We start from the raw sequence: 25184 nt of genomic DNA on the forward strand, positions 1-25184 counted from the left end.
AGGATCTTGACATCATATACGGTTGCTCTTCCTTACAGAAGGCTCATGATTCGGCTTTGCCGCTGCCCTCCTCAGCGTGCAGGATTTTGGCAAGCCACATGGGCGGATTACGAGCCAGCATATTCTGGAGACGCTGGACCTGCTCCTCAATGGTGCTACCGAAGGCCACCTTCACAGGCATAATGGTCCGTTTGGTAACCTGTGCGGCGGCCGAAGCGCCAATCTGTACCAGGAAGATCAAGGCACAATCCTCGATCAGGCCAATTCGACTGGCGATCTTGCCCGCCTCGTTCTCATCGCTCCCCAGGGCTATCCGCCGATGCTCCAGGAACTGGACACCTGAGTGCCGAATTTCGAATACAGTGAACATGGGACTCTGCCCAAAATGAGCATTCACATGCACACCGTCTTCCGTCGCAAATGCAACCTTCACCCTCCTCTCCCCCTCTCGGCAAGCAATACATTACCCACCTTGTTCACCCACTCCATAGTTCCACGGTATCCGACGCTTACCGATGTGTGGGCGCCCAGCTCGTCATACACCGGCAAGCCTGCCGGTACGAATGAGGCCCCGGCCCGTGCCGCTCCCTTTCTTCCATGTGAATTGCTGATCCACAAATCAACGCCCTGCGCGCTCTCCTCTGCATCATCCAGATCACCGATCCAGACTTCCCGTTCTGTCTTTTGCAGTGCGGGCGTGCTGCAGGGTGTAATTAGCCGCTTCAGTTCCACTCCCATCTCCTCCAGCCAGGCTGCGGTCGACAGCATATGATCCGGTTCTAGCGCCACTACAGCCGAAGCGCCAGAATAATAGAAATGGGCATCCAGCATGCTGTCCAACAGATTTTCACGCTGCCAGCGGAAGCGAACGGGGGCTGGCTCGCGGCTGATTTTCTGCAGAAAATGTATGAACGCATCGCTCGCGGTCAAGCCAGACAGACCAGCGAACAAGTGATAGGGAATGCCTGCGGCATGATCCAGCCTGCGCGCCGGACGTTCCATGCTCGCGCCAATGGCAATGGTGCAGGAAGACTCCAGCATCTGGCAGGCTGAATCCAGCGGAGTCCCCCCTCTCGTCAAAGGGGAAAAGCCTGTCAGCAGGTGACCAGACAAGGAAGTGGAAATATCGGGGAGCGTAATAACCTCTAGGCCGAAGGAAGCGATAATATCCTTGATTTCCATGACATCTCCGGCAGTCAGATAAGAAGCCGGCAGCAGATTGACCTGCGTCCGGCGCTGTTTTTTGGGGGACTTGCCTCCGGCTAACCCGAGTACGGCATCCATTAGCGACTCTACTGTACTGCTGTAGCCCGTCTCCAGAGAACCGTGAAAATCAGGCAGCGATACAGAAAACAGCAGACTTTCCTTCAAGGCCCGTTCTCGCTTGAACGCTTTTACCCTGGACTGAAAATCAACACCTGCCACCTCAGTGAGGGCCGTGCTGATAACGCCGATGACATCTGGATGATGCTTAGACCAGATATGATCCAGCGCCTCCTCCAGATTCCGGTCTGCATCAAATATAACGTCCATCTCTTGCAGCGCAGAGGTCTGAACGGCAATCGGCTCTCGAAAATGGCGAGTCAGCAGCGCCTTGGAGAAGGCCGAGCAGCCCTGAGCGCCGTGCAGCAAAGGCATTGAGCGATACATCCCTTGCAGAGCCAACACGCCGCCCAGAGGCTGTCCTACCTTGAGCGGGTTGACACTGACAGGCTTCGTGGCGGATTTAATCGGCAAATTCCGTCTCCTCCTCCCATGGAGCCAATTTGGCGGTCAGCTCCCATACCGGATGCTGCAGCGTATGCACAAGCTGTTTCGCCAGAGATAACAGCCCGTCATAGCCCGCATAGGCTTTGTGCCGTTCTTGATTGATGTCCACAAAAGGAATCTGTTCCTTAAGCGCCATATACATGTTCCGGCCCCCGGCAATGACCATGTCTGCCTTGCGGCTCCGTACGGTCTTGAGAATCTGCCGGGCGCCGCCTTCCGGGATGTATTCCGCATCATCTCCGATACGGTCAGCAATCCGGGATACATCCTCGGCAGTACTCTTGTTCGTGCCTACACCAACTACCTTAATGCCCAGCTCCTGCAAAGCCGTAATGACAGACCAGCTCTTTACCCCTCCGGTATAGAGCACTGCCCGCTTTCCTTTCAGTTGCTTGCGGTAGGGTTCCAGCTCCAGCGATAGCCTCATTTCCTCCCGTGCGGCCAGCTTATCCACCCGTCGCTCTACATCACGATCTCCAGTCAGGTAAGCCATCTGCCGCAAGGAATAACTCGTCTCCTTTGCTCCATAAAATGAACCTTCAAAATAAGGAATGCCGTATTTACGCTCCATTTGGACTGCCAGGCCCAGCAAAGCCCGGCTGCATACGACCATATTGGCCTTGGCACGATGCGCCCATCCCACCTCACGGAACCGACCGTCCCCGGTAATTCGGGACAGGATACTCATTCCCGCCTGCTGCATCAGCCGCTCGATATGCCACATCTCGCCCGCAATATTGTATTCCCCAATGAGATTGATATCATGGGAGGTTGTCTGTTCCGGCTCGGTGCTGCCGATAATATGCTGGAACAGCACGTCTCCGGCCAGCCGGGTCCCGAGATTCTTGCTGCCCACAAATCCCGGACTGTTCACCGGAATGATCGGCGTCCCCATCCGCTCCGATTCAGCCTTGCAGACCCCCTCGATATCTTCACCGGTGAGGGCTGTGACACATGTTGTATAGACAAACACAGCGGGAGGAGCAAAGCGGCTGACAATGTAGCGAATCGATTCATGCAGCTTCTGTTCACTACCAAAAATGATGTCCTGTTCTCCAAGATCAGTAGTGAAGCCATACGCCGACAGCTCTGGGCCGCTGGACAGGCTGCCTCTGCTCTCCCAGCTATTGCCGAGACAGGCAATCGGCCCGTGCACCAGATGAGCCGCATCTGCAATGGGGATCAGTGTAATCTGGGCCCCGTCAAAGGAGCAGCCACCCGAAGCCTCCCCCGGCACAGGCCGGGGACAGGGCGTGCTTTTGGGAATTTTGTTGCCGCAGGATACCTCCAGCCTTCCGTTAGACACAGCCGGCTCCATCCGCACACCCCCCTTATTTCAGATAGAATCCATTGAAATAGCTGCCAACTTCCATCTACGCGGTACAGCAATTAGCGCACCAGATCAAAGCTATGATCCGGGGCCTGCTCTTCCATGACATCCAGTACGGTATTCACGAATTGGGTAAGCAGATTCAGCGCACCCTGGTAGCCGATAATCGGATAACGATGCAGATGATGCCTGTCGAAGATCGGAAAGCCCACACGGAGCAAAGGAATTTTCGCCTCTTTGGCCGCGAACTTCAGGTGGGAGCTGCCAATAGCCAGGTCCACCGGGTCCTGGAACAGCAGCGAACGCATATGCCACAAATCCTGACCGGAATGAACCGTGGCTTCTGCACCGTAAGGGCTGGACTTCAGCAGAAGCTCTGCTTCCTTCTCAAATTTCCGGTCCCCATTGGAGCAAACAATATGCACCGGCTCCATGCCCAACTCCAGACAAAAGCCAATCAGGCCGATGAGCATATCCGGGTCTCCCGCCATAGCCACTCGTTTGCCGTGCAGATAAGCATGCGAATCCATCATGGCATCCACAATTCGGGCGCGCTCCTGCTTCAATGCCTCGGGAATTTCCTTTCCGGACAGACGGCTGATCTCTTCAAGCAAGCAATCAGTAGCGCGGATGCCCAGCGGCGTGGAGATGGAAGACACCTGCTGCCCCCAGGTTCGCTTCATATAGCCTAATGTTTTACGAAGAGAGTACTGCTGGATCGCCAACGTGCCGGCAGCATCTGCGGCCTCGGGCACATCCTTAAGCGGCGTTCCCCCGTAATAGTAGCTGTACTCTCCAGTGGCCCCTGAATCAAAATTACTGCTGTGGTCACCCAGAATGGTATACGTAGCGCCGAACATCCCCAGTATGCGCCGCATTTCCGCAAAATTGCCCGTATACCCGTCAAACCCGAGCAGTACATTCAGCTTCAATTCATGACCAGGCTGCGGCGTCCGGCCTGACTTGTTATACAGCGTCTCCAGTACAGAGCGCAGCATGGCGTCATAGCCTGTAATATGTGAACCGGAGAAGCTGGGGGTATTGGCAAAAGGAACCGGCATATCCTCGGGAAGGGCTCCCTCCTGACGGGCATTAGCCAAGAAGGCAGACAGATCATCTCCGATCACCTCTGCCATACAGGTCGTGCATACCGCAATCATCTCCGGCTGATACAAGGCAATACAGTTCTCTATACCGTCAATGAGGTTGCGCATGCCGCCGAATACGGCGGCATCCTCGGTCATCGAGGTGGAGACGGCAGGAACAGGCTCTTTGAAGTGGCGGGCAAGATGGCTACGGAAATAAGCCGTACAGCCCTGTGAGCCATGAATGAACGGGAGCGTTTTTTCAAAGCCCAGCGCAGCCATAACTGCTCCCAGCGGCTGACAAGCCTTGGCCGGGTTCACGACTACAGCTGTACGAGCGAAATTCTTATCCTTGTATTCCTTGGTCTTGGTGTACTCTAGGGTGGCGGTAACCTCCTCTGGCGAGCAAGGGGCCTCGAAGGCCCGTTTCTCCTCACGCTGGCGCACATATTTATCCTGCCGAAACAGCTGATTGTGATCGACAATGTTCAGACGCTCGTTCATACCGGCACCTCCGCAGTCTGCCGGGACGGCAGCAGGCTCCATACTGGACTGTTTATGGTCATATCCATATCACGTGCAAAAATCTTGAAGCCGTCAAAACCATGATAAGGCCCGCTGTAATCCCAGGAGTGCATTTGACGGAAGGGAATGCCCATTTTGTGATACACATATTTCTCCTTGACTCCGGCACCCATTAAGTCAATATTCAGCCGCTGGGCCAATTCCTCCAGCTCATAGGCAGTTGGATCATCGTACAGAATGGTGCCTTCCTTTACATCGGGAAATGTCTTTTCGTAATCATCCTTGTGGGCAAATTCATAGCCTGTAGCCACAATTTCCATCCCCAGGTCCTCATAGGCACCGATGGTATGCCTTGCCCGCAGTCCGCCAATCAGAAGCATCACCTTTTTGCCTTCCAGACGTGGGCGGTATTTACGGATGACCGCCTCCATCTGCGGCATATATTGGGCAATGACCTGCTCACATTTTTCCTGAATCGTCTCGTCAAAGCGGGCAGCAATCGCTCTTAGGCTCTCCATCGTCTTGGTCGGGCCGAAGAAGTTATATTCCATCCAGGGAATTCCGTATTCCTGCTCCATCGTTGTGCACATATAATTCATGGAACGATGACAATGGATTAGATTGAGCTTGGATTTATGCGCAATCCCCAGCTCATTGATCGTACCGTCACCCGACCACTGCGCTATAACCCGCAGTCCCATTTCCTCCAGCAAAATGCGCGAAGCCCAGGCATCACCGCCGATATTGTAGTCCCCGATAATGGAGACATCATAAGGCCCGGACTCCTTTAGCTCGCGGCGCCCCATCAGAAAATCGCGGATAGCATCATTGGCAATGTGATGGCCCAGAGACTGACTCACCCCGCGAAAGCCCTCACAGCGTACAGGAATGACCGGAATGCCCAGCTCCTCTGTCATCTTCTTAGCCACGGCCCCGATATCATCACCAATCAGTCCGACCGGACATTCAGATTGCACGGAGATGCCCTTAGCCAGCGGGAACATCTCCTTAATTTCCCTGCAGATCACCTCCAGCTTCTTATCTCCGCCGAACACGATATCCTTTTCCTGAAAATTGCTTGTAATCTGCATGGCGGTAAAATTATCGATTCCCAATACCCCATTCGCATAATTGCGTCGGGTACCCCAACTGTATTGCCCGCAGCCGATGGGACCATGGCTAATGTGCACCATGTCTTTAATCGGGCCCCATACCACACCCTTGGAGCCTGCATAAGCACAGCCCCTTGCTGTCATGACGCCGGGCCGTGATTTCATGTTGGACTTAATGGAACAGGTTCCGCAGTTCACAAGCTCCTCATCCGCGATCTCAAAATGCTTGGTCCGGTCCTTCTTGGCCTTCTTGGGATATACCTCCAGTATCTCCTCTACGATCTGCTTTCCCTTATCCACAATACTGCTCATTTGGCCTATTCCTCCCTCCTGCGAGCTACGCGTTCAGCTCCCCCCATCATCACACGTTGGTTCCGTCATTAAGCCTTCTAGCTGGAGCCTACTGCCCGGACGCCTCAGCTTTGTTAATTGCGGTTTCTTCATCCTCAATAATGCCGAATTCCATCAACAGATCCTCCAGATCTTCCATGGAAATGGGAGTGGGAACCGTTAGCATATCGTTATTCAAAATCTTACCTGCCAGCTCTTCATACTCCGCAGCCTGCTTATGTTCCGGGTTATATTGGGTAACGGTCATACGGCGCAGCTCAGCGTGCTGTACAACATTGTCACGCGGCAAAAAGTGGATCATCTGCGTGTTCAGTCTTCTCGCAAGCTCTGTAATCAATTCCGCTTCCAGGTCCGTATTCCGGCTGTTGCAGATTAAGCCGCCCAAACGTACCCCGCCGCTGTTGGCATACTTCAATATCCCGCGCGCAATATTGTTGGCAGCGTACATAGCCATCATCTCGCCTGAGCATACGATGTAGATTTCCTGCGCCTTCTTCTCCCGGATCGGCATGGCGAAGCCCCCGCACACAACGTCCCCAAGTACATCGTAGGATACGAAATCCAGCCCTTCGTAGGCGCCCTCTTCCTCCAGAAAATTAATGGCTGTGATGATGCCGCGTCCTGCACAGCCGACACCGGGCTCTGGCCCGCCGCATTCCACGTTCAGAATGTCACCGAAGCCCTTCTGGACAACATCCTCCAGCTCCAAATCCTCTACCGTGCCCCTTTCAGCAGCTAGATGTAGCACTGTCTGTTGGGCCTTCGTATTCAGAATAAGACGGGTGGAGTCTGCCTTGGGATCACAGCCTACGATCATAATTTTTTGTTTGAATTTGGTCGCGAGCTGAGCCAGTGTATTCTGCGAGGTTGTCGATTTGCCGATACCGCCCTTACCGTAAAACGCAATTTGTCTCATATTTTCTCAGCCTCCAAAATGTTTAATGGGTAAATCCGAATGATTGCCCTTAACTCCCTTATTGCGCTTACTTCCTTTATTGCTCTGCACAGGATACATATAACGCAGAAATTTCACATATTCCAGAACCGATTCCTCAATATCCCCGCCGCATACAATAGGCAGCACGCCAGCTTCCTGCAATGCCTCTTTGGGGGCTTCGCCTATGCCGGACGACAGCAGCAATGCACAGTCATGCACCATGGAAAGGATCTCCTTCATCGTCTCGACCTTGTCCCCATTGCAATCGGCTTTCCCGTGGCAGTAGGATTGCACCTTACGAATGCCTATGAAATTTACGATGGTCCCGTCGCTTTCATAGATCATAAATTCCTTGGCACGGCCGAAATGCTGATTCACCTTCCCTCCACCACGACTGGCCACTGCGATTAGGACTGGCTTTGAGGTGAAGCTCGCTTCAGGCTTATCTCCCGATAACGGGCAGCTACAGCCAGCCCCGGTTGACGGTTGTTTGTGGTGTGATTGTCCCTCCTTGCGTTCCATTCTCACTCTCACCTTCTCGTCCAGTTCTTTCTGAAATTGTGCCCTTGCCCCTTCATCCATGGGAGGAGCAGCCGCTATGTTCTCCCATGTAAAATCCTGATTGCGATCCTCGCCCAGCAGTCCAATCGCATCTGCCCTGCACTGACGGCAATGGCGCATAATGACAGCCCCCGCTTCAGCACATTGCTCCTGCAGCTGCCGGACCAGACGGGGACGGGGAGCCCGCATCCCTTCCTGCTCATACCGGCTACCAGGTGCGATGATGAGCGGCATAATGTTGTGCAGCACTGCGCCGTGCTCCTTGACCACCCTGGCTACCTCCGGCAGATGGGCATCATTGACTTCGGGAATCAGCACCGAGTTCACCTTGCACAATACGCCTCTCGAAGCCAGCATCTTCAAGCCTGCCAGCTGGCGGTCAATCAACAGCCGCGCGGCCTCCTCTCCTGCATAGCGTTTTCCTTCATCGTAGACCCATCCATAAATGCGGCTCCCCACCACTGGATCTACAGCATTGATCGTGATCGTGACATGCGAAATACCCAGCTCTACAATCCTGTCGATATGCCTGATCAAGGTAAGACCATTCGTGCTGAGACAGAATATGACATCCTTAACTGTCTCACGGACCCGGCGGAAGGTATCGAAGGTTGCCTCCGCATTGGCCAGCGGATCTCCAGGTCCCGCAATGCCGACAACGGACAGCTGCATCAGCTGTGCCGCTACGCCATAGGTCTTGCTCGCCGCCTGCTCCGGCGTGAGCAGTTCACTAACAACGCCGGGACGGCTTTCATTGACGCAATCGAATTTGCGGTTGCAATAATGGCATTGAATATTGCATGCCGGGGCTACTGGAAGATGAATGCGCGCAAAATAGCGATGTGCCTCTTCGTTATAACAGGGATGTCGTCTGAGGGTTTCCAATGCTAAGGGGGTTTCCGAGAGATCAGCTAAAGAGTCCATTCATTCCCTCCTCTCCACGTTATATTCCCTTACACAAATCTCTGTTTTTGTCTGGAATATAATTACATCTTAGAGACAGGGACAAATCCAGTCAATTCGCTTCTCCATGAAATCTCTGACATTTATCCTCATTTCACATATGTGTCAAATTTTACGTTAGGTAAGATATCACATCCTTCACATGTGCGCGGTTACATTTCATATTCTCAATAACATCAAGACGTAAAAAAAGAGAGTCCGTTAAGACGGCTCTCCTTTTGAAATAAGAAATTCAAATTGGCTTGATCCTTACATGTTGGTAAAACGCCTGCCCTCCAAATACATTCACACCCACAAGTCCCTCGGTGAACGTACTATCTTCCAGGTCGATGACCTGCTCACCGTCTACATCAATGCGAATGCGCAGACCCTCCGCCACGATTTTAATATGATGAAACATTTCCGGCAAAACGAATCTTGGCACCTTGGCAAGCACCTGTCGCTCCTCAAATCGACCCTCTTTTTTAAAAAATAGGCGAATCGATTTCAGATTGGGGTCCAAATTCAGATAATAGCCACTCGATCCGTCAGCATTGGCGCGGAAAATCATGGATCCAGCACTTCCATTTCCATGCAGCTTCATATCAGCCTCGTACGTAAAATCTTCCGCCTGCTCAGCAGCCATATAATTCGCATCGCTGATATAGCTTCCTCGTATCCCATCCGTTGTCACGATCCACCGCGATGCGGAAACATCCGGCTTCCAACCTGTAAGGTTGGTATGAAACACCCCACCGTGCACCTTAACCAAGGTACTACCGCGGACCTTATCCTCCGAATCGGAAGCCGTAACAACAGCTTCTCCCGGGGCAACCGCCTCCATTAACGCACTCCCGTCCTCGGACGCATTGATCTTTACAATCTCAGGATTGTTAGAAACCCAAATCAGCGAGATTTCTTTTTCTCCAGACTCATCCCCCACACTCGCGTACAGACGCTTCGTCTGCTCCCTCGCAAGCTCCACATAAGTGTGATCCATGATCACACTGGCAGACGAAGCATCTGGTAGCCTCCAGCTGTTCCGCAAGGCATAAACATGGAGGGAAACAACCTTCACCTCACCACCCTGGGTGTAAAAGCCCATCCCTCTTCGCGCCGAATCGGGCAAAATAATCTCCGAAAATACGACCTCTCCATCATTTCCAAACACCTCAACCGAGGATTCGTCCACAAATATACGCATTTGGATTCGATTTCCGATAGGTGCAAGTAATGCTTTATGAAGCGTTGAAAATAGAGTAGAGAAATCTGTAAGCCCTGAATCAGCACGGTTTACAAACATTTGTTGTATGTCTGTTGTATAGCCGACCGCCGTTCTTTGCTCACCGCCATCCCGCACGTAAAACCCGAATGCTGAAGCAGCCCCAACAGAAGGCAGTTCGAACACCGCTTCAATCTCATAGGCACCTGCATCCAAACCTTCCAGTATATTCGGAGAAGATTCCGTGACACTTTGATTTTCTATCGCAAATAAACGGGAACGCAGCGAAGTCAGCTCGGATATCGGATGCTGTATCAAACGGATGCCTTCACGAGTTGTTTTTAGCGATAACTCTCTCGGGATGCTAAACTGTCCCTTCCAGGGAGAAGTCGGAAAGCTAAACGGATAGTCCCAATTCGTCATCCATGCCAGCATGATACGCCGCCCGTCGGGTACATCGGAGAAGGACATTGAGGCGTAGAATTCCTTGCCCCAATCGGTTTTCAACACCTTCCCCGGTGAATGATCGTTTTGAAATTTGCCATCAGACGTCAGTTCACCGATAAAATATTCCGCATCCGAGCCTTGAGTGTTTGTGCTGGCTCCAGTGCTAATCATCAGCACCCATTTAGAAGTATTACCATCGTCTACCGGAAGCTGAAATAGATCCGGGCATTCCCATACTCCACCACGTATATAATCACCATAACCAAAGTTATCCGTCCAGCGCCAATCTATTAGGTTGGTGGAGGTAAAAAAACGGATATGATCGCCTCCCGACACTACCATAATCCAGCGCTGATAGACTTCATCCCACACTACTTTAGGATCACGGAAATCCCAATTGCCAGGATCGTTTTCACTTTGGCCCGGGTTCTCTATTACAATTGGGCGGTCTTTCGGGTATTGCCATGTACGTCCCCGGTCTGTGCTGTAAGCAAGGCCGATTCTCTGGTTGCCCTTGAGCTGATCGGGATTGAAGGAAGTGTAATAGGCAATCAGCCCTGCTCCTCCGTAGTCACCGAACAAGCTGGAAGTATTGGTTAGATCGGCTACAGCCGAGCCTGACCAGATATGACCAAGATCATTCCACTTCAATGCAAACGGAAGCCTTTTCCAATCCAGCAAATTCTGGCTGACCGCATGCGCCCATTGTCCACCATCCTGATGGAACAGGTGATACTCCCCCTCGAAATAAACCAATCCGTTCGGATCGCTCGCCGAGCCTCTGGCAGGAGAATAATGATACTGCGGGCGATATTTTTCTGTATAGTAATTCGAGACAGAGGTAAGGTAGATATCCTGAAAATAAGCAGTTCCCCCGGTCACTTTCAAGCCTGCAAAGACGTTGGTATTGCTGCTATCCATGATATCAATTGCCGCAGGAGTATATCCATCTATAAATACCTGAATCCGCTCTCCATGAGCGATGATTTCCAAGTGGTGTTTGCTGCTGAACCCACCCTGATATGTCTGCGCCGACTTTGTAATCAACGTTCCGTCCGCCTTCTTCAGTTGTACGCGAACCTGATTGCCTTCGCCTTGCACAGAAGCAACATATCCATTTTTCCCATCCTGACTCCCTCTGAAAAATAGTCCTGCTTCCATTCCCGGTTCAGAAGGATTCAGCGTCACACCGCCTTCCAGCACCAGGTCTGTAGCTGCGGAGCCATATATTTTCAATGCATCTTCTGCACTTGTTCCCTCAGCCCTTTGCCCTTTCAGGTCAGGTTGCCATTTTCCACGGATCAGGAGCGGTCCGCTTAGATTCGTATCCATATCACTGACTTGAATGTTCTGAAATAACGCCGATCCATTCCAGACATTCAGCCCCAAATATCCTGATGTATAAGTCGTATCGACCACATCTATAATCGGCTTATATCCCTCATCCCAGAACACTTTAAGATGGGAGCCCTCTACGCTCACCTTAAGATGATAAATAGCTCCTTTTTTTAAATTGACCTGACGTTCCTCTTTCAGTCTTCCAATATCCCCGGCAGCATCCCGCAACCGCAACAATCCGGCAGCCGGCACGATTTGGAGCATATAGGAAGACCACCCGTCCTCACTGGAACGGAATACTAGCGTAGCATCCGCCTGTGTGTCTGTGACCATCACATCCGCCTCAAAAGTAAAATCCTGAGACGTTGTTCCGGACATAGCCATCACATTTTCCTGCGGCTCCGACCTCAGCAAAAGTCCCTGGATGTTATCTTCTTTGTGCCCCTGTCCCTTAATCTGCCAATTGGTCAGGTTCGTTCGCGTGTTAGTAAACTCCACCTTCATCCCCCTACCTTCTAGTACGGATCAACACCGCGCATCCACTACAAAATAATTGGAAAATCCGCTGTTTAGATCTTCATGGAGAACGTCTCATTTCAACGGCGAACGATCCACATAGATATGAATGTCCAATCGGTTTTCTACTGTTTCCAGTGAGGCTGCGTGTCTTCCCGCAAAGTCTTCATGGAAATCCGAACAGCCTGACCGTGTCCGGTCTACATATACTTCCTGCGTATCAGAAGCATAACCGACGAGCATCTCCTGTTTTTCTGATACTCGCAATTCCCCCAATCTGTAATAAATCGCCTGTACAACAAATTTGAAAAGGCTTACATTTTTCATCTTCAATTTACCAAATCGAAATGTCATTCGTCAATGTTTTTTGTAAAAAAATAATTGACATTTGACTAAATATAGCATTAATAAATTATGCTTCTGTAAGAAGAAATGATAACCGATATAGTATATAATCCAACTTTAAAAGTTAACCATAAACAATGACCGCTTTACTTATACAGCATGGATCTGTCCTCTCTGTTTCCCATGCGCACTTTTTTTGTCCAGCTTATATAAGATTGGATTTAAATTTATTTGTCGATCCGATGGAGATAAATATAAGTTACCAAACAAGATTTACAAATGTAAATATTATTTGTTCGTTTGTAATGCAAACATTGCTATTTCATGCGAACTATTATACATTTAAGGTCTAAACGGAGAGCTGTAAGAGGCAACTGTACCTCTCAGGCAATCCATTATTAGTGAAGGTGGAACCTGTCTATGAAGAAAGAAAAAGTCACCATTCAAGACATTGCTGACGCTTTGGGAATCTCTCGAAATACCGCGTCCAAAGCGATTAACGGTAATGATAGCATCCCGGTTGATACTCGGAACAAGGTCATTAAAAAAGCGATAGAACTTAAATATAAGCAATTTGCCTATGTGGAAACGGAGAGCATCATCCCGAAAAATCAAGGTAACATTGCCCTGGTCACATGTAATCTGCCGAACAGCTCACATTTTGGCTCCTTACTCATCAGTGGTTTGGAGAAAAGAATAAGCGCAGAAGGGTATAATCTGTCGATTCATATTGTGCGGGAAAATGAAATCCATGCAGGAACGCTTCCTAATAATTTTGAAGCTTCCAAGGTGGATGGAATTATTTGTATTGAAATGTTTGATCCACAATATAGTGAGCTTATTACGGATTTGGGACTGCCCACGATCTTTATTGATTGTTCTGTGGACATTTCTTATCCTGATTTGAAAGCGGATTTATTGCTGATGGAAAATGAACATAGCGTTTATTCTGTCACCAAAAGCCTGATTCATCGTGGATTTACGCGGATCGGGTTTGCTGGGGATTATAAGCATTGCAAAAGCTTCAACGAGCGGTGGGTTGGATATAACAGAGCTTTAATCGAAGCAGGTCTACATGTGGATTTATCTTGCTGTATCGTCGATCAGGACCGGAATTTTTTCTCCGAGTCGGATTGGATGGATAAACAATTGGAAGGCATGAACGTGCTACCGTCTGCGTTCGTGTGCGCCAATGATTTTATTGCCGTCAGTGTCATGAAAGCGCTCAAAAATAAAAACTTGAAAATTCCTGACGATATTGCTGTGTTTGGGTTTGATAACGCTCCTGAATCCCGGATTGTGGAACCTCATTTATCCACCGTGCATATCTACAACAACGAAATGGGCATTACGGCGGCTGAGATGCTATTGGCGCGGGTCAAAAATCCTTCTAGACCTTATCAGATCACGCATATCAGAACAGAGCCGATATTTAGAGAATCCACTCCAGTGTTACAAATAGAAAAGTAAAAAGATGTTCTGACGACGCTCCGCGAACGGAACGTTGCTCCAATCGCTGTTGTATCCGGATTTTATTTAATGGCTTAGTGGTAAAAATCCGGATACAAAGGCGACCGCTGACGCTTTTTCTCAATCGTTCCGTCCTCTCCGCTACTTTCAGCGTTTCCCTCACTATTAAGGCTTTTCTAACCATCAATACAGACCTTGGATAGAGCTACCTCTACTGTGAAAGCTCTAAGAAAGCAAAGAGGCAAACCCCTAAATCATCCAGAGGCTTGCCTTTTTCTAAATCCATTAACTAATTTATACGCCGAAATAGATCTTAGTCTTCAGCTATTGGTTTATAAATCCTCTGCTGGAACTACTGGAACTACTGGCTCTCCCTCTATTTCCTTCGCATCTATTTCCGCCCCATCGATTTTCGTTTCATCGACTTCTTTTTCATCTACCTCCGCTGTCTTTGCCTCATCCACCTCATCACTGCTCTCTTCCTCCATCAAGGCTTTTGGCGTGTAGAGCTTGGGAATCGGTACATTCGCCCAATCCATATCGGACGCAAAGTAAAAGCTCGTATAGGAAGGTTGGTTATACCCGGTATTTTGACGCGCCACATCCGTGCGATATTGCGGATCATGCATCAACGTGTACAATTTATGCGTCGTAGGCTCTGTGCTCAGATAGATACGGATTGCTGAGCTATCCGCTGTGCGGACGAGCATTTCCTCCCGCCAATCTCCGAAAATGTCGGCTACCAGCGATGGAGTTCCTTTCGTATAGTTGTTCGTTTTGGTTCCAGTGGCGGTCATCAATGTACCTCGTTTCCAATCCTCAATGGTTGGGGTTACATCAATTGCACCGTTTACGATTTGTGTGGTCATATCAGCTGCCCATTTGATACTCATATTGGTACCTGGCATCTTCGTATCCAGCTGTTTACCCGCTGCGGTCCACAGGCCTATGGCCCACGTCTCCAGACCTCGCTGATCCGGATCTATGTCACCGACCATTCCCCGACCTGTATCCTTGCCGGAATATGCGCCGTAAATGATTTCACCCGTTTTGGCATCCCGCAAAGAATAGCCATATGGAGCGTAGGTGCCACCTTCATGTACCATAAAGATTTCTTTGCCGGGGCGATCCGGGTCAATATCGGTCACATGCAGCGCATCGCCATGTCCCAATCTGGCGGTTTGACCTGGAGTTGCGCTTTCAGGAGGCATGACATCAAATGAGCTGTACAACAGGCTGCCATCATGGTCAATCGTGGCGGAACCGTATACGATTTCGTCCTTGCCGTCACCGTCCACATCCACCACGCTCAAAGAATGCGCTCCCTGTGTGGTCAAGGTGCCAAATTTCGGGTCCGTTCCATCACGCCCGTGCGGACTATCGTTAAATGGATTGGTCATCGGTGTCCAGCCACTGTCCACCATCCAATGTTTTTGGAGATGGCGACCATCCCATGTGTAGGTGGCCAAAGTGGAACGCGTATAATAGCCGCGTGCAAATACAGCGTACGGCTTGCGTCCGTCCAAGTAAGCCACACCTGCCAGAAAGCGGTCTACACGGTTGGCGGGTTCAATGCGGGCCATGGCGTAATCTCCCCACATGAGGCCATCGTCATGACGCTCCGGCTCATAGCGGATGGTATCCAGCTCAGCTCCCGTTTTCCCTTTGAAAATCGTCAAATACTCCGGTCCATCGACGATGAAGCCCTCGAACTCTCTAAGCTTGTTTTTGTCGCTCCGTGAAGGCGCGTATACATCCATAAAGTAGTCTGTCAGGCTTTCCGCATCCTTTCGGGATAACGGATAATTGTACTTCGGAGCGATACCAAAGCATTCCTCCAGCGTAGCAGGCCATTGTCCCTTGACCACTTCTTCATGCTTCGTCCAGTTCATAAACATGTTCACCACATGCTCATAATAATCCGAGCGACTCAAACGGTAATCGTCCTCATGTGTAATCCCTGCTTTGCGATCCTCACGTGGAAGAGTAATATACTTTTCTTTTTTCGGCTTGCCCTTCTTATCAAAAGAAATCGTTTTGGTCCCTGGAGCCGTTTTGAACATCAGCTCGGCTTTACCATCGCCGTCAAAATCGTACACCATCATTTGTGTATAATGCGCACCTGATCGAATATTCACGCCCAGATCGATCCGATACAACAGCTTGCCTTCGGCCGTATACGCATCGACATACGTATTTCCGGTATACCCCTTCTGAGATACATCTTTGGAGTTCGACGGGTCCCATTTTACAAAAAATTCATATTGTCCGTCTCCATCCACATCCCCCACACTCATATCGTTGGCCGAATAAGTATAGGATTCACCTGCTGGTGTTACGCCATCAGCAGGCTTTTGGAGAGGAAGTTCATAGTAACCCTGTTGCCATGGCTTCACTTTGGCGCTACGATCCTTTTCCCGTCCATTAACGACTGAAGCTACTCTGTATACCGATTTCCCATTCCCTTCCTTATCCACATAGTTGGTACTGTCGGTCACTGTCGCGATCTTCTTACCGTCACGATATACGTTAAAGTCCGCTCCTGTCAGCCCCGTTGAACCGTAACCGTTCACTTCTTGAGCCAATAACCGCCAGCTTAAAAATACCCCCTCCTGCGTTGCCGCAGCTACCAGTCCGCGATCCAGCTTTTCCAGCTGAATGCTGCCGCTACGGTTCTGTTCAACTGCGATTGCTGATTCCGCCTGCAGCGTCGGTTCGGACAAGTCTTCCGCAGCCACTCCTCCAGTCGTCCCCGTCATCGCCAGCATCGCTGCCAACGCGGCGGTCAAGCTTCCCTTTCGCCATGCGCCTTTCCCTTGAGCCATCCAGGTCGTCCTCCTCGAATGTATTGTGATGACAAGCAAATACCTGAAATGATTGCGCTTACATAAATTAAATTCCCTATTATTATAGTTTTGCCGTTCCCCCAAACGCGTTTAAATATCCGAGGATTTCTCTACACAAAACCGTGTTGTTTACTCATTCCAAATAAAACAGCCCTCACCAAGCCTGTTAACGGCATACTGAGGACTCAATATATATCTAATTTTCCTTTTATATTTTAGTGATACCCAATAATTTGAGCTACAACCACGAATACTGCACCCAGTACGAACCAGGCGGCCAGTAACGGCCAAAAGAAGCGTACCCATTTCTGATATGGAATACCCGACACCGCCAAACTCCCCATTAAGGCAGAGGAAGTAGGCAAAATCATATTCGAAAATCCATCTCCCAACTGGAATGCAAGGACTGTGGTCTGCCGTGTAATACCCAACAGATCGGACAGCGGCACCATAATGGGCATCGTCGTCGCTGCCATCCCCGAACCGGAGGTAATAAATACATTCATGACATTTTGGAACACATACATACCCAGCACTTGCACGGATTCCGGCAGATGTCCCACCATGATAGCAAGGCTGTTAACGATCGAATCAATCACATTGCCGTGATCCAGCACGACGACGATGGAACGTGCAAAACCAATGATCAGGGCACCATAGGTGATATCTTTGGCCCCTTTGGCAAACTCTGTCGCAATGCGACTTGGCCCATAGCCTGCACAAAAGCCGGAAATGACTCCCATCGAAAGAAACAGGGCAGCCAGTTCCTCCATCCACCAATCTTTTTTGGACACTCCCCAGATTAACATCGCGAAGCTTACTATAACGGTCAAAATGATCAGGATATGCTTAAGCTGTATGGAAGGCAGATTGGATAGATCCACCGGCTTGTCTTCAGCGCTCTTTTCCAATTCGTAAACGAGGCTGCTTTCCGGGCTTTTCTTCACTTTACTGGCATAACGCATAATATATAAGCTCGTAATAACGATCAGGATGACCAACAGGATGGCACGAAGCCACAGCCCTGAAAAAATAGGAATTTGCGCAATCGCCTGTGCCAATCCGACATTAAACGGGTTCAGCAGCCCGGCGGTAAACCCGCAGGAGGCTCCCAGCGAAATCATGGCTGTACCCGTCAACGCATCAAATTTCAACGCCCGGGCGATGGCAATACCAATCGGCACGAATACCATCACCTCAGTGGACATTCCCATGGTAAAACCACCTACGGAAAACAAGGTGATAAACACGGGAATGACCCATAACCCCTTGTTGGAAAAAGACCTCGCAACTCTTCCGGTCACCGCCTCAATTGTGCCCGAGGAAGTAATAATCTGAAAGACACCGCCAATGATTAGAATGAAAAAGACAACATCAGCCGAATCGACTAGACCGGATACGATGGATTTTGGGATGTCCCACAGCGTAACCGGATTCGGATCGACATGAGCGTACGAACCGGGAACGAGCAGCGTTTTGCCGGTCGTTTCATTTTTAACCCGTTCAAACTCTCCAGCGGGAACGACATAAGTCAATATTCCAGCCACTAAGGTCAGGAAAATAAGAATGACAAAGGTGTGCGGCATTTTCAGCCATTTCTTCGGACCGCTCGGTACGGTCGTGTTGCTACTCATTCGGATGCTCCCCCGTTTCTCAACGCTTGCCATTGTTCAAATTCAGTCCGTACCTCTCTCAAAGCCACCGGATCGGTTACCAGATCATAAGCGGTCAGCGCCAGCGCTTTGGCGGCATAATTCATTTCAATCATGCCTTCCTCTGCTCCTGCAAGCCGGGCAAATTCTGGCGTATGCGTGGACGCGTCACCCAATCGGATATAAGGATGAATCGCTGCAGTAATCTGGCTGACATTGCCGATATCCGACGAGCCGATCCCTCCCTGCGCAGGCGGCTCGTGAACCTCCAAACCCAGCTGCTCCAACTTGCTCTGGAACAAAGCCGCCAGCTTTTTGTTGGTATTGCGCTCCGCATAAATAAGCCCCTCGACAATATCCACCGTCGCGCCCATACCTTCTGCCGCCGCACGAACAGCACGATACACCTTGTCCCTCACCTCAGCCAGACCGACGACGGTTTGCGCCCGTAAAATAAACACAGCCTCGCACAGCTCCGGCACGACATTGGGAGCATCCCCGCCTTTGGTAATAATGCCGTGGATACGTACGTCGCTGGTAACGAACTGGCGAACCGAATTAATCGCCACAAAGGCATTGATCATAGCATCCAGCGCGCTAATGCCTTTCTCCGGAGAGGATGCGGCATGAGCCTGCTTGCCATGAAACGTGAAGGTGGCGTCCACGCAGGCCAGTCCCCCGCGTAAAACCATCGTTTTATTCTGTGGATGCACCATCATAACGGCGTCCACGCCGTCGAACACACCATACTCGCACATCATGATTTTGCCGCCGCCCTCCTCCTCGGCGGGTGTGCCCAATACCACAATACGTCCGGGTAGGTCCGATATCGCTTCTTTTAGGGCTATGGCTGCTCCGACCGATGCGGTACAGATCAGATTGTGACCGCAGGCATGTCCGATCACCGGAAGTGCGTCATACTCTGCCAGCAAAGCAATTGTCGGTCCGCCGGGCTTCCCTTCCCATTCGGCGCGGAAGGAGGTTTCCAGTCCTGCAATCCCCTTTTCCACAGCAAAACCAGCTTGCTCCAGTGTACTCGTGAGCCATCCCTGAGCCTGATATTCATGAAAGCTCAATTCAGGATGGGTATGTATTGTTCGGGCAAGCTCCCGCAACTCATGATCCTTTGCATCTACAGCCTTCAAAATCTCTTCATGGGATGACGTTCTGCCATTATGTCCGTTCGTTGTTAAATCCATCAATGGAATACCGCCTTTCATTCGCAATAACGAATAATTATACAACCAATATTCAACATTGTATAAGCGAAGACCAGTGAAGTAAATTTAATATTTTTTGGCTTTATCCTTAAAATTATTTTATATATGACATGTTCGTCCTTGATATACGCTATTTTTCACCATTAATTACGTATATTCAATGTATTTACAGCCTCAAGACTGGAGCATCCATTCTACAAATCTTTCCACTGCCATAGGACGGCTGGATTTATTTTTATACAACATCCATGTTCTACGCAGGACAGGATCTCCATTTTTACGAATCAAATTAAATGCATACAGTTCATCCTTGGGAGAGATAAATATTTCGGGTACGATTGAATATCCCAGTCCGTGCCGAACCATTTCCTTGCAGGTTTCGTAGCTATCCACCTCCATAGAAACTCGTGGTGCACGGCCTATTCTCTCACTCCACCATGCCTGTACCGATTCGTTGAACGAGGAATACATATGACCGGAAAGTTGCGGCTTCCCCGGGTCCTTATAACGAATCATTGGAAGCTCCGGCAATTGCTCAAGCTCTACAGCTTCTTTCGAGATCACGCAGATATGCTCCTCATGAAGAAGATGCTTTCCCTCAGACCAAGGGTAATCATTGCGGATAACACCCAGATGAATTTCATCCCCGCGCAGCATCTCATAGATTTCCGCACTGAGTCCGCAGGTGACTGAAAATTGCACGTCAGGATAAATATCTTTAAAGCTTTTAAGAATCGGCGGTAGCCGATAATGTCCGTAATAGCTTGAAATCCCCAAGCGCAGCGTACCTTTTACTTCCCCTCTCAGGTGAATGACAGCTTCTTTTAATTCGGTCAGTTCCCTCAAATTCCGTTTGGCATACTCCACCAGTCGCTCCCCTTCCATGGTCAGCTTCGTTCCTCTGTTCCCGCGTACAATGAGAGGTACAGCGAACTCCTTTTCCAATTGGTTCAGACGGTAGGTCAAGGCAGGCTGTGTAATATATAGACGTTCGGCGGCACGTTTCATGCTCTGTTCTTCTGCAATGTAGCACAACATTAAACAATCCTTTTCATCCACCATGATCACTCCTTTAATTCAATCATTCCTTTGTTTAGCCGTTCCTTTGTTCTCCGTAAAAAAAGCCCAGATATATCGGTCTATTATAACGTATGAAAAACTTAGGCATAAAAAAACGGACAGTGGATTGTTCCATTGTCCGTTTTCGTATTTTTCGCGCTAGTTATGGATTAGGATTCGTCTTGATTACTGCAAGCTAGTGAGGGACAAATGAACTGAAATCGTCCCGACTGGACTGATCCGCATGATAAAATACTACATCCCCGTCCTGTAAATGAAAGATATGCCCGTACGGGTCTTTTATCTCTCGGCGGTAACCCTCCAGTTGCCACTGGTTCAATAGCGGACCATTTATATACTGTAAATGCGGATGCTCGGTGTCCCCCTGACGCAGTGACTCCACATTAAAGTTGACGACGATAAAGCCCGTTTTCTTGAATATATCTGTATGCTCGTTTAGCTCCTGACGGCGACTGACCTCGCGCAAATCCGTGCCTTTGGTGACTGCGTACACATCAGCAGGCAGGCTATATTCACCATACCAGCGCTGAATCGACGCATTAGCGCGATCGACGTTGACCCCATCTGGCAGGTCTGTTTTCGGACCAATCAAGGTACGCACAGCCGCAGGCAGTACCAGCCAGTCGTAACGTCCAATCCAGGTCTTGCTGCGTGCAATACGGTGGGCATACAGGGAAACATAACGTTCCAGTGTCAACTGGCTTTGCTGTGCTTCACTCAGCTCATGCTTGTATTGGTAGGCTGACGTGTCCTGCATTTCCTCCATCGGCACATTGCGTAGCCGTTCATTCAAAATAACATATCGCTTTTCACGGTCCTCCGCCGATCCCAAACGGATAAATTTTCGACTGCCGGAATGTGTATACAGATCCACCTCTTCCCGCTGTCGCCCATCTTTGCTCACCCAATAGAACGATGGCGTGATGCGAATACCGTCCTTGGCGCTAAACATATTGCCTTTGGTTTTGAGGTCAAACTTGAAATGATAGCCTGTCTTGACCGCCACATTTGCATAACCTTCATATGGGTGACTGCCGGGACGAACGGGCAAGGTGAACGGCTCCGGGTTCCCTCTAGGCAACCCGTCAATATTGCCAAGCCCCGTCCAATAGGACAGGCCACTATGCGTCGGGCTTCCTTTTCGCTGTCGAAATACCCGCTCCCAATGGTAATCAGCAATATCCGTGATATGAAAATCGTACATCCGTCCGATGACCTCAATATTCACCACATCATTGGCAACATGATGGGCGATATCCGTGTTGGCATGGCGTTGTTCGGTGAACCCGTCCGGTGCATTTTCGGCAATGGTACGGAACACAACTGTATAGTTGCCTTCATCCACCCATACGGGCAAATAAAAGTCTGTGTCGAGCTGCTGCACCGGAATGTCGATCCAGGTACCCCGCGGATAAAATTGTGTCTTCCCTTTGTCGTAGACATCGAACGGAAATCGCACCTGCTTGGTTCGTACATATTTGGCATACTCCCGATCACCATAGCCAGGAATATTTAAATGTGGGCCTGCTGTCGAGATCGTCACCCGGAAAGGGCGCTCCAAAATAAGCGCGGATCGTCCTTTCGTAGGTTGGGTTTTCTGGTTATGAGCAGCATCGTCCGACACTTTAGACAGATTCACTACGGGAGTGTGAACAGTCACCGTATTAATTCCCTGTATCGGAAACGTTTTATCCGCACCTCCATTGATATTTCCTTTGAGAATAGCGTAAGTGATGTCACCGCTGCTGGGCGTATTGGACTTATTTATCTTATACTTATCAATCACATGACCCGGACTGTACAGCACATCCGGCCCAATCGCTCCGGAAGAGGGTATAACGCCTGGCCTAGGGCCATTCACCTTAACGCGCTCCGGATTCATAATGATCTTGTTTTCAAAGGTTAGAGTGTCGTTTTCCACTTCGATTTCCTTAACAGCCCCCTCTGCCTTGGATTTCAGTGCACTACGGTCATCAGGTACACTCGGCTTGCTGCTGCCACCGTTTTTGCTACGGCTACCGCCATCCACTGTCCCGGGTGGAGGGGGCGGATAAAAATTGCCCTGAGTCGCTGCAATATAGGAAGGGGGTGTATAAGATTGCGGACGCAAAGTGATTGTTTCATTAGGTAACGCATAATTTCGGAGCGTAGCCTCCTTAATGCCGTACACCTCCAAATTATCTATCGTCCAATATGAGTATGGACGGACGATTTGGTAAGTATAGGTTCGCTTCACGGTCTCACTCCGCCGAGATTTTTTCTTAGGCCGCCAGGTCAATCGATATTCCCGTTTTACGTTCACCGTATATGTACACTGGCCTGTCATGTTCACAAACTTATGTTGAAAAAGGTATCTCTTCGCTTGCACATGACCGTATAGGCTTTCAGATGTAGGAATACCTTTGGATACGTCAAATCGTTCCCGACCACGCTGGTCCGCTTTGATAACGGCAGATACTGTCGGGTCCAGTTCGGCAGTTTCCAAGCGCAGACCTGGAACGGGGCGGGAGCAGACAACACCTTTTGTTGGTTGTTCATTATCTTGGCAATCTGAGGGTGCTCCCTCTTGGCTTTCTCCAGGCTTAGGACAGCCCTGAGCTTCTTTGTAATACAAATAAGCGGTAAACTGCTCAAAAGAACCGTCATAGGTAAATCCGGGTACAATTCCCGGCAAAATATCTCCGCTTGGCGGTTTACTGGTCGTGCTTTTCTTATAACCCACATACTCATATTTCGGGTTGGTTGGCGGGGTAAAATCATACAGTTGATCAGCTTTTAATTCATCTTCTATTGGTGTAAATACGTTGTTAAGTGATTTTCCATCAGTTGTAAAATGCTTGACGATTAGACTGCTCTCCAGTTCGATCTTAAACAGGATGGGTTGGTAGATGCGGTACGCTTCTACTTCCTTTGCGCAGGTAGGGCAACTCTCTTCTTTTATATTTTTAGCTTGAACCATCGCATTCAGCCTTATATTTACAGTAATCGGAATTACAGTGGTATCCGTACCAAGACCCTGCTCCTGGAAAGGACGAACATCCTTCTTATAATCTGTGCCTCTACTAATCGCGTAGGCGTACTCATCGTAGCTATCGGAACGGGATTGCTGAAAATATTCCGGGTGACTCAAATTATCTGCTTTTGTATACAAGCTAGCTGTAACATTCTTGATTTTTCGGCCCGGAAAATTAAACTTGTAAGTAAATTTGGCTTCACCCTGCATATCCTTATCGGGCTGCTTACCGCCATCAGTGACCCAAGTTCCAGCGGTATTCTTCCACATATCAAAATACATCATGCCGACAAAGTAGCGATCATTCCTATCTGCAAAATAGGACAGTGGTGTAATTTCTGTATCGGCTGCAGCCTTGTCCGTGGGATATGAAAAAGGCGGGAGCTGCAAGAATAGCAGTACCCCCACCAGCAATACGCCCAGAATGCGTTGTGCCTTCTTCATACGCTTAATTACCTTTCCATGGGTTGACCATCATCGGAATATACTCCCTTGACGCTAATCCGAATGCAATATATTCAATGTCTTGAAGTTTAAAAGATTTATAATTTTTAATGCCTTGAAAGAGCTCATCACCAGACGAATAAATTGGGTAATAGACCATCTTTGTACCATCTCCGTTATCTTGCATCAAGTCATCCATCGGAAAACGCACACGTGCATCTTTGTTCTTCGTCAAATAAAATATGCTCCCTGCTGTAGTAGACTTCGTTTTCACCCTCATACGCAGGTAAGGAACCCCCTTCGAAGATGTATAAGGTTCAACTGAATAAATATCCCGAAGCAGCTTAACAGGCAGGTCAGAATGTTTGAAGATCACTACTTTGTCGTATGCCTTATCTGCAACATCGTTTATGAGGTTTGGTACAGTGTTAATTGCTTTCTTGTAAGGATTAATACTAACGGGTTGCAGACCCTTAGTCTCCAGCGCAGCAATTTCCTTCTTCCCAATCCAAACCCAGCGGCTGACCTTATCCCACTCCACCGTTTGCCCCAGGCCTTCACTTACCAACCGCAGCGGCACAAAAGTACGGTTTTGCTTCAAAATAATCTTCGTTTCATACGTTTTGGTCTGCCCATCCACGGTAGCGGTGTTTTGACCCACTGTCATGTTAACAGCATGTGCATCATTTTTAATCGACACAGCCAATTGACCGCCTGTTTTCTCCCAGCCAACCTTAGCCCCTAGCGCTTCGGATACAAAACGAATCGGAACCATCACATAATCGTTACTATCCTGAAAAGGTTTAGCATCTGGAAACTGTATTTTTTTCGCGTTTAACAAGACTTCAATGGGTTTGGTGCTGCTTGCTGCCTCCGTCGTTGGAATCGTACTTGTCGCGCCCCATAGCAACGTGACTGCGGTCAAACTCAACATCCATTTTTTCATACTCATCTCTCTATCCCCTTTGTCAGCTTAAA

16 protein-coding genes are annotated in these 25184 nt (G+C 49.4%); 1 reads left to right on the forward strand and 15 read right to left on the reverse strand.

The features are described from left to right. Positions 1-43: 43 nt before the first annotated feature. From BM358_RS06085 to BM358_RS06125, 9 genes are all read right to left on the reverse strand, one after another. Entirely contained in the window at positions 44-433 is a 390-nt protein-coding gene (locus tag BM358_RS06085; protein ID WP_028543220.1) for a NifB/NifX family molybdenum-iron cluster-binding protein, read from the reverse strand. Beyond that, complete coding sequence (gene nifN, locus BM358_RS06090) at positions 430-1737, reverse strand: nitrogenase iron-molybdenum cofactor biosynthesis protein NifN (protein WP_028543221.1); 1308 nt, start codon at positions 1735-1737, stop codon at positions 430-432. Before nifN ends, BM358_RS06085 begins: the two co-directional genes overlap by 4 nt. Next, on the reverse strand, positions 1727-3088 hold the full coding sequence (nifE, locus tag BM358_RS06095) for a nitrogenase iron-molybdenum cofactor biosynthesis protein NifE (protein ID WP_028543222.1): 1362 nt from the start codon (positions 3086-3088) through the stop codon (positions 1727-1729). The genes nifN and nifE overlap by 11 nt, the downstream gene beginning before the upstream one ends. 71 nt (positions 3089-3159) lie before the next feature. Further along, positions 3160-4689, reverse strand: coding sequence for a nitrogenase molybdenum-iron protein subunit beta (gene nifK, locus BM358_RS06100; protein ID WP_028543223.1), 1530 nt, complete (start codon positions 4687-4689; stop codon positions 3160-3162). After that, complete coding sequence (nifD, locus tag BM358_RS06105) at positions 4686-6134, reverse strand: nitrogenase molybdenum-iron protein alpha chain (RefSeq protein ID WP_025720286.1); 1449 nt, start codon at positions 6132-6134, stop codon at positions 4686-4688. Before nifD ends, nifK begins: the two co-directional genes overlap by 4 nt. Before the next feature lie 88 nt (positions 6135-6222). Continuing rightward, positions 6223-7089 (reverse strand): nitrogenase iron protein, encoded by an 867-nt coding sequence (gene nifH, locus BM358_RS06110; RefSeq protein WP_023987270.1) that lies wholly within the window; start codon positions 7087-7089, stop codon positions 6223-6225. A gap of 6 nt (positions 7090-7095) precedes the next feature. Next, entirely contained in the window at positions 7096-8595 is a 1500-nt protein-coding gene (nifB, locus tag BM358_RS06115; RefSeq protein ID WP_023987269.1) for a nitrogenase cofactor biosynthesis protein NifB, read from the reverse strand. Positions 8596-8866: 271 nt separating this feature from the next. After that, entirely contained in the window at positions 8867-12124 is a 3258-nt protein-coding gene (locus tag BM358_RS06120; RefSeq protein WP_028543224.1) for a glycoside hydrolase family 32 protein, read from the reverse strand. An 87-nt stretch (positions 12125-12211) separates the two neighbouring features. Next, entirely contained in the window at positions 12212-12463 is a 252-nt protein-coding gene (locus BM358_RS06125) for a GH32 C-terminal domain-containing protein (RefSeq protein WP_028543225.1), read from the reverse strand. Between the two features lie 438 nt (positions 12464-12901). Here BM358_RS06125 and BM358_RS06130 point away from each other — a divergent pair, with 438 nt between their 5' ends. Continuing rightward, complete coding sequence (locus BM358_RS06130; RefSeq protein ID WP_023987266.1) at positions 12902-13951, forward strand: substrate-binding domain-containing protein; 1050 nt, start codon at positions 12902-12904, stop codon at positions 13949-13951. 332 nt (positions 13952-14283) lie between these two features. On the opposite strand, the gene BM358_RS06135 is transcribed toward BM358_RS06130, so the two are convergent. The 6 genes from BM358_RS06135 to BM358_RS06160 all read right to left on the reverse strand — a co-directional run bounded on the left by BM358_RS06135 (position 14284) and on the right by BM358_RS06160 (position 25158). After that, positions 14284-16776 carry a rhamnogalacturonan lyase gene (locus tag BM358_RS06135; RefSeq protein ID WP_028543226.1) on the reverse strand — a complete coding sequence of 831 codons (2493 nt, stop codon included), beginning with the start codon at positions 16774-16776 and terminating at the stop codon, positions 14284-14286. A 236-nt stretch (positions 16777-17012) separates the two neighbouring features. Continuing rightward, complete coding sequence (locus tag BM358_RS06140) at positions 17013-18431, reverse strand: YfcC family protein (protein WP_023987264.1); 1419 nt, start codon at positions 18429-18431, stop codon at positions 17013-17015. Beyond that, positions 18428-19648 carry a M20 family metallopeptidase gene (locus BM358_RS06145; RefSeq protein ID WP_028543227.1) on the reverse strand — a complete coding sequence of 407 codons (1221 nt, stop codon included), beginning with the start codon at positions 19646-19648 and terminating at the stop codon, positions 18428-18430. Before BM358_RS06145 ends, BM358_RS06140 begins: the two co-directional genes overlap by 4 nt. A gap of 195 nt (positions 19649-19843) precedes the next feature. Then, complete coding sequence (locus BM358_RS06150) at positions 19844-20731, reverse strand: LysR family transcriptional regulator (protein WP_048481493.1); 888 nt, start codon at positions 20729-20731, stop codon at positions 19844-19846. A 193-nt stretch (positions 20732-20924) separates the two neighbouring features. Beyond that, the gene (locus BM358_RS06155) at positions 20925-24206 is read right to left on the reverse strand and encodes a DUF5704 domain-containing protein (RefSeq protein ID WP_028543228.1); all 3282 of its coding nucleotides are present in this window, start codon (positions 24204-24206) and stop codon (positions 20925-20927) included. A 4-nt stretch (positions 24207-24210) separates the two neighbouring features. After that, a complete protein-coding gene (locus BM358_RS06160; protein WP_028543229.1) occupies positions 24211-25158 on the reverse strand; it encodes a stalk domain-containing protein in 948 nt (315 codons plus the stop codon). Between the last annotated feature and the right edge of the window lie 26 nt (positions 25159-25184).

This window comes from Paenibacillus sp. cl130 (assembly GCF_900116035.1).
GTDB lineage: Bacteria > Bacillota > Bacilli > Paenibacillales > Paenibacillaceae > Paenibacillus > Paenibacillus polymyxa_B.

Bases quoted from the DNA above. Each gene is read 5' to 3' on its own strand.
- nifE (WP_028543222.1), bottom strand. From the start codon at position 3,088: ATGGAGCCGGCTGTGTCTAACGGAAGGCTGGAGGTATCCTGCGGCAAC.
- nifK (WP_028543223.1), bottom strand. From the start codon at position 4,689: ATGAACGAGCGTCTGAACATTGTCGATCACAATCAGCTGTTTCGGCAG.
- nifD (WP_025720286.1), bottom strand. From the start codon at position 6,134: ATGAGCAGTATTGTGGATAAGGGAAAGCAGATCGTAGAGGAGATACTG.
- nifH (WP_023987270.1), bottom strand. From the start codon at position 7,089: ATGAGACAAATTGCGTTTTACGGTAAGGGCGGTATCGGCAAATCGACA.
- nifB (WP_023987269.1), bottom strand. From the start codon at position 8,595: ATGGACTCTTTAGCTGATCTCTCGGAAACCCCCTTAGCATTGGAAACC.
- BM358_RS06120 (WP_028543224.1), bottom strand. From the start codon at position 12,124: ATGAAGGTGGAGTTTACTAACACGCGAACGAACCTGACCAATTGGCAG.
- BM358_RS06125 (WP_028543225.1), bottom strand. From the start codon at position 12,463: ATGAAAAATGTAAGCCTTTTCAAATTTGTTGTACAGGCGATTTATTAC.
- BM358_RS06130 (WP_023987266.1), top strand. From the start codon at position 12,902: ATGAAGAAAGAAAAAGTCACCATTCAAGACATTGCTGACGCTTTGGGA.
- BM358_RS06135 (WP_028543226.1), bottom strand. From the start codon at position 16,776: ATGGCTCAAGGGAAAGGCGCATGGCGAAAGGGAAGCTTGACCGCCGCG.
- BM358_RS06140 (WP_023987264.1), bottom strand. From the start codon at position 18,431: ATGAGTAGCAACACGACCGTACCGAGCGGTCCGAAGAAATGGCTGAAA.
- BM358_RS06145 (WP_028543227.1), bottom strand. From the start codon at position 19,648: ATGGATTTAACAACGAACGGACATAATGGCAGAACGTCATCCCATGAA.
- BM358_RS06150 (WP_048481493.1), bottom strand. From the start codon at position 20,731: ATGGTGGATGAAAAGGATTGTTTAATGTTGTGCTACATTGCAGAAGAA.
- BM358_RS06155 (WP_028543228.1), bottom strand. From the start codon at position 24,206: ATGAAGAAGGCACAACGCATTCTGGGCGTATTGCTGGTGGGGGTACTG.
- BM358_RS06160 (WP_028543229.1), bottom strand. From the start codon at position 25,158: ATGAGTATGAAAAAATGGATGTTGAGTTTGACCGCAGTCACGTTGCTA.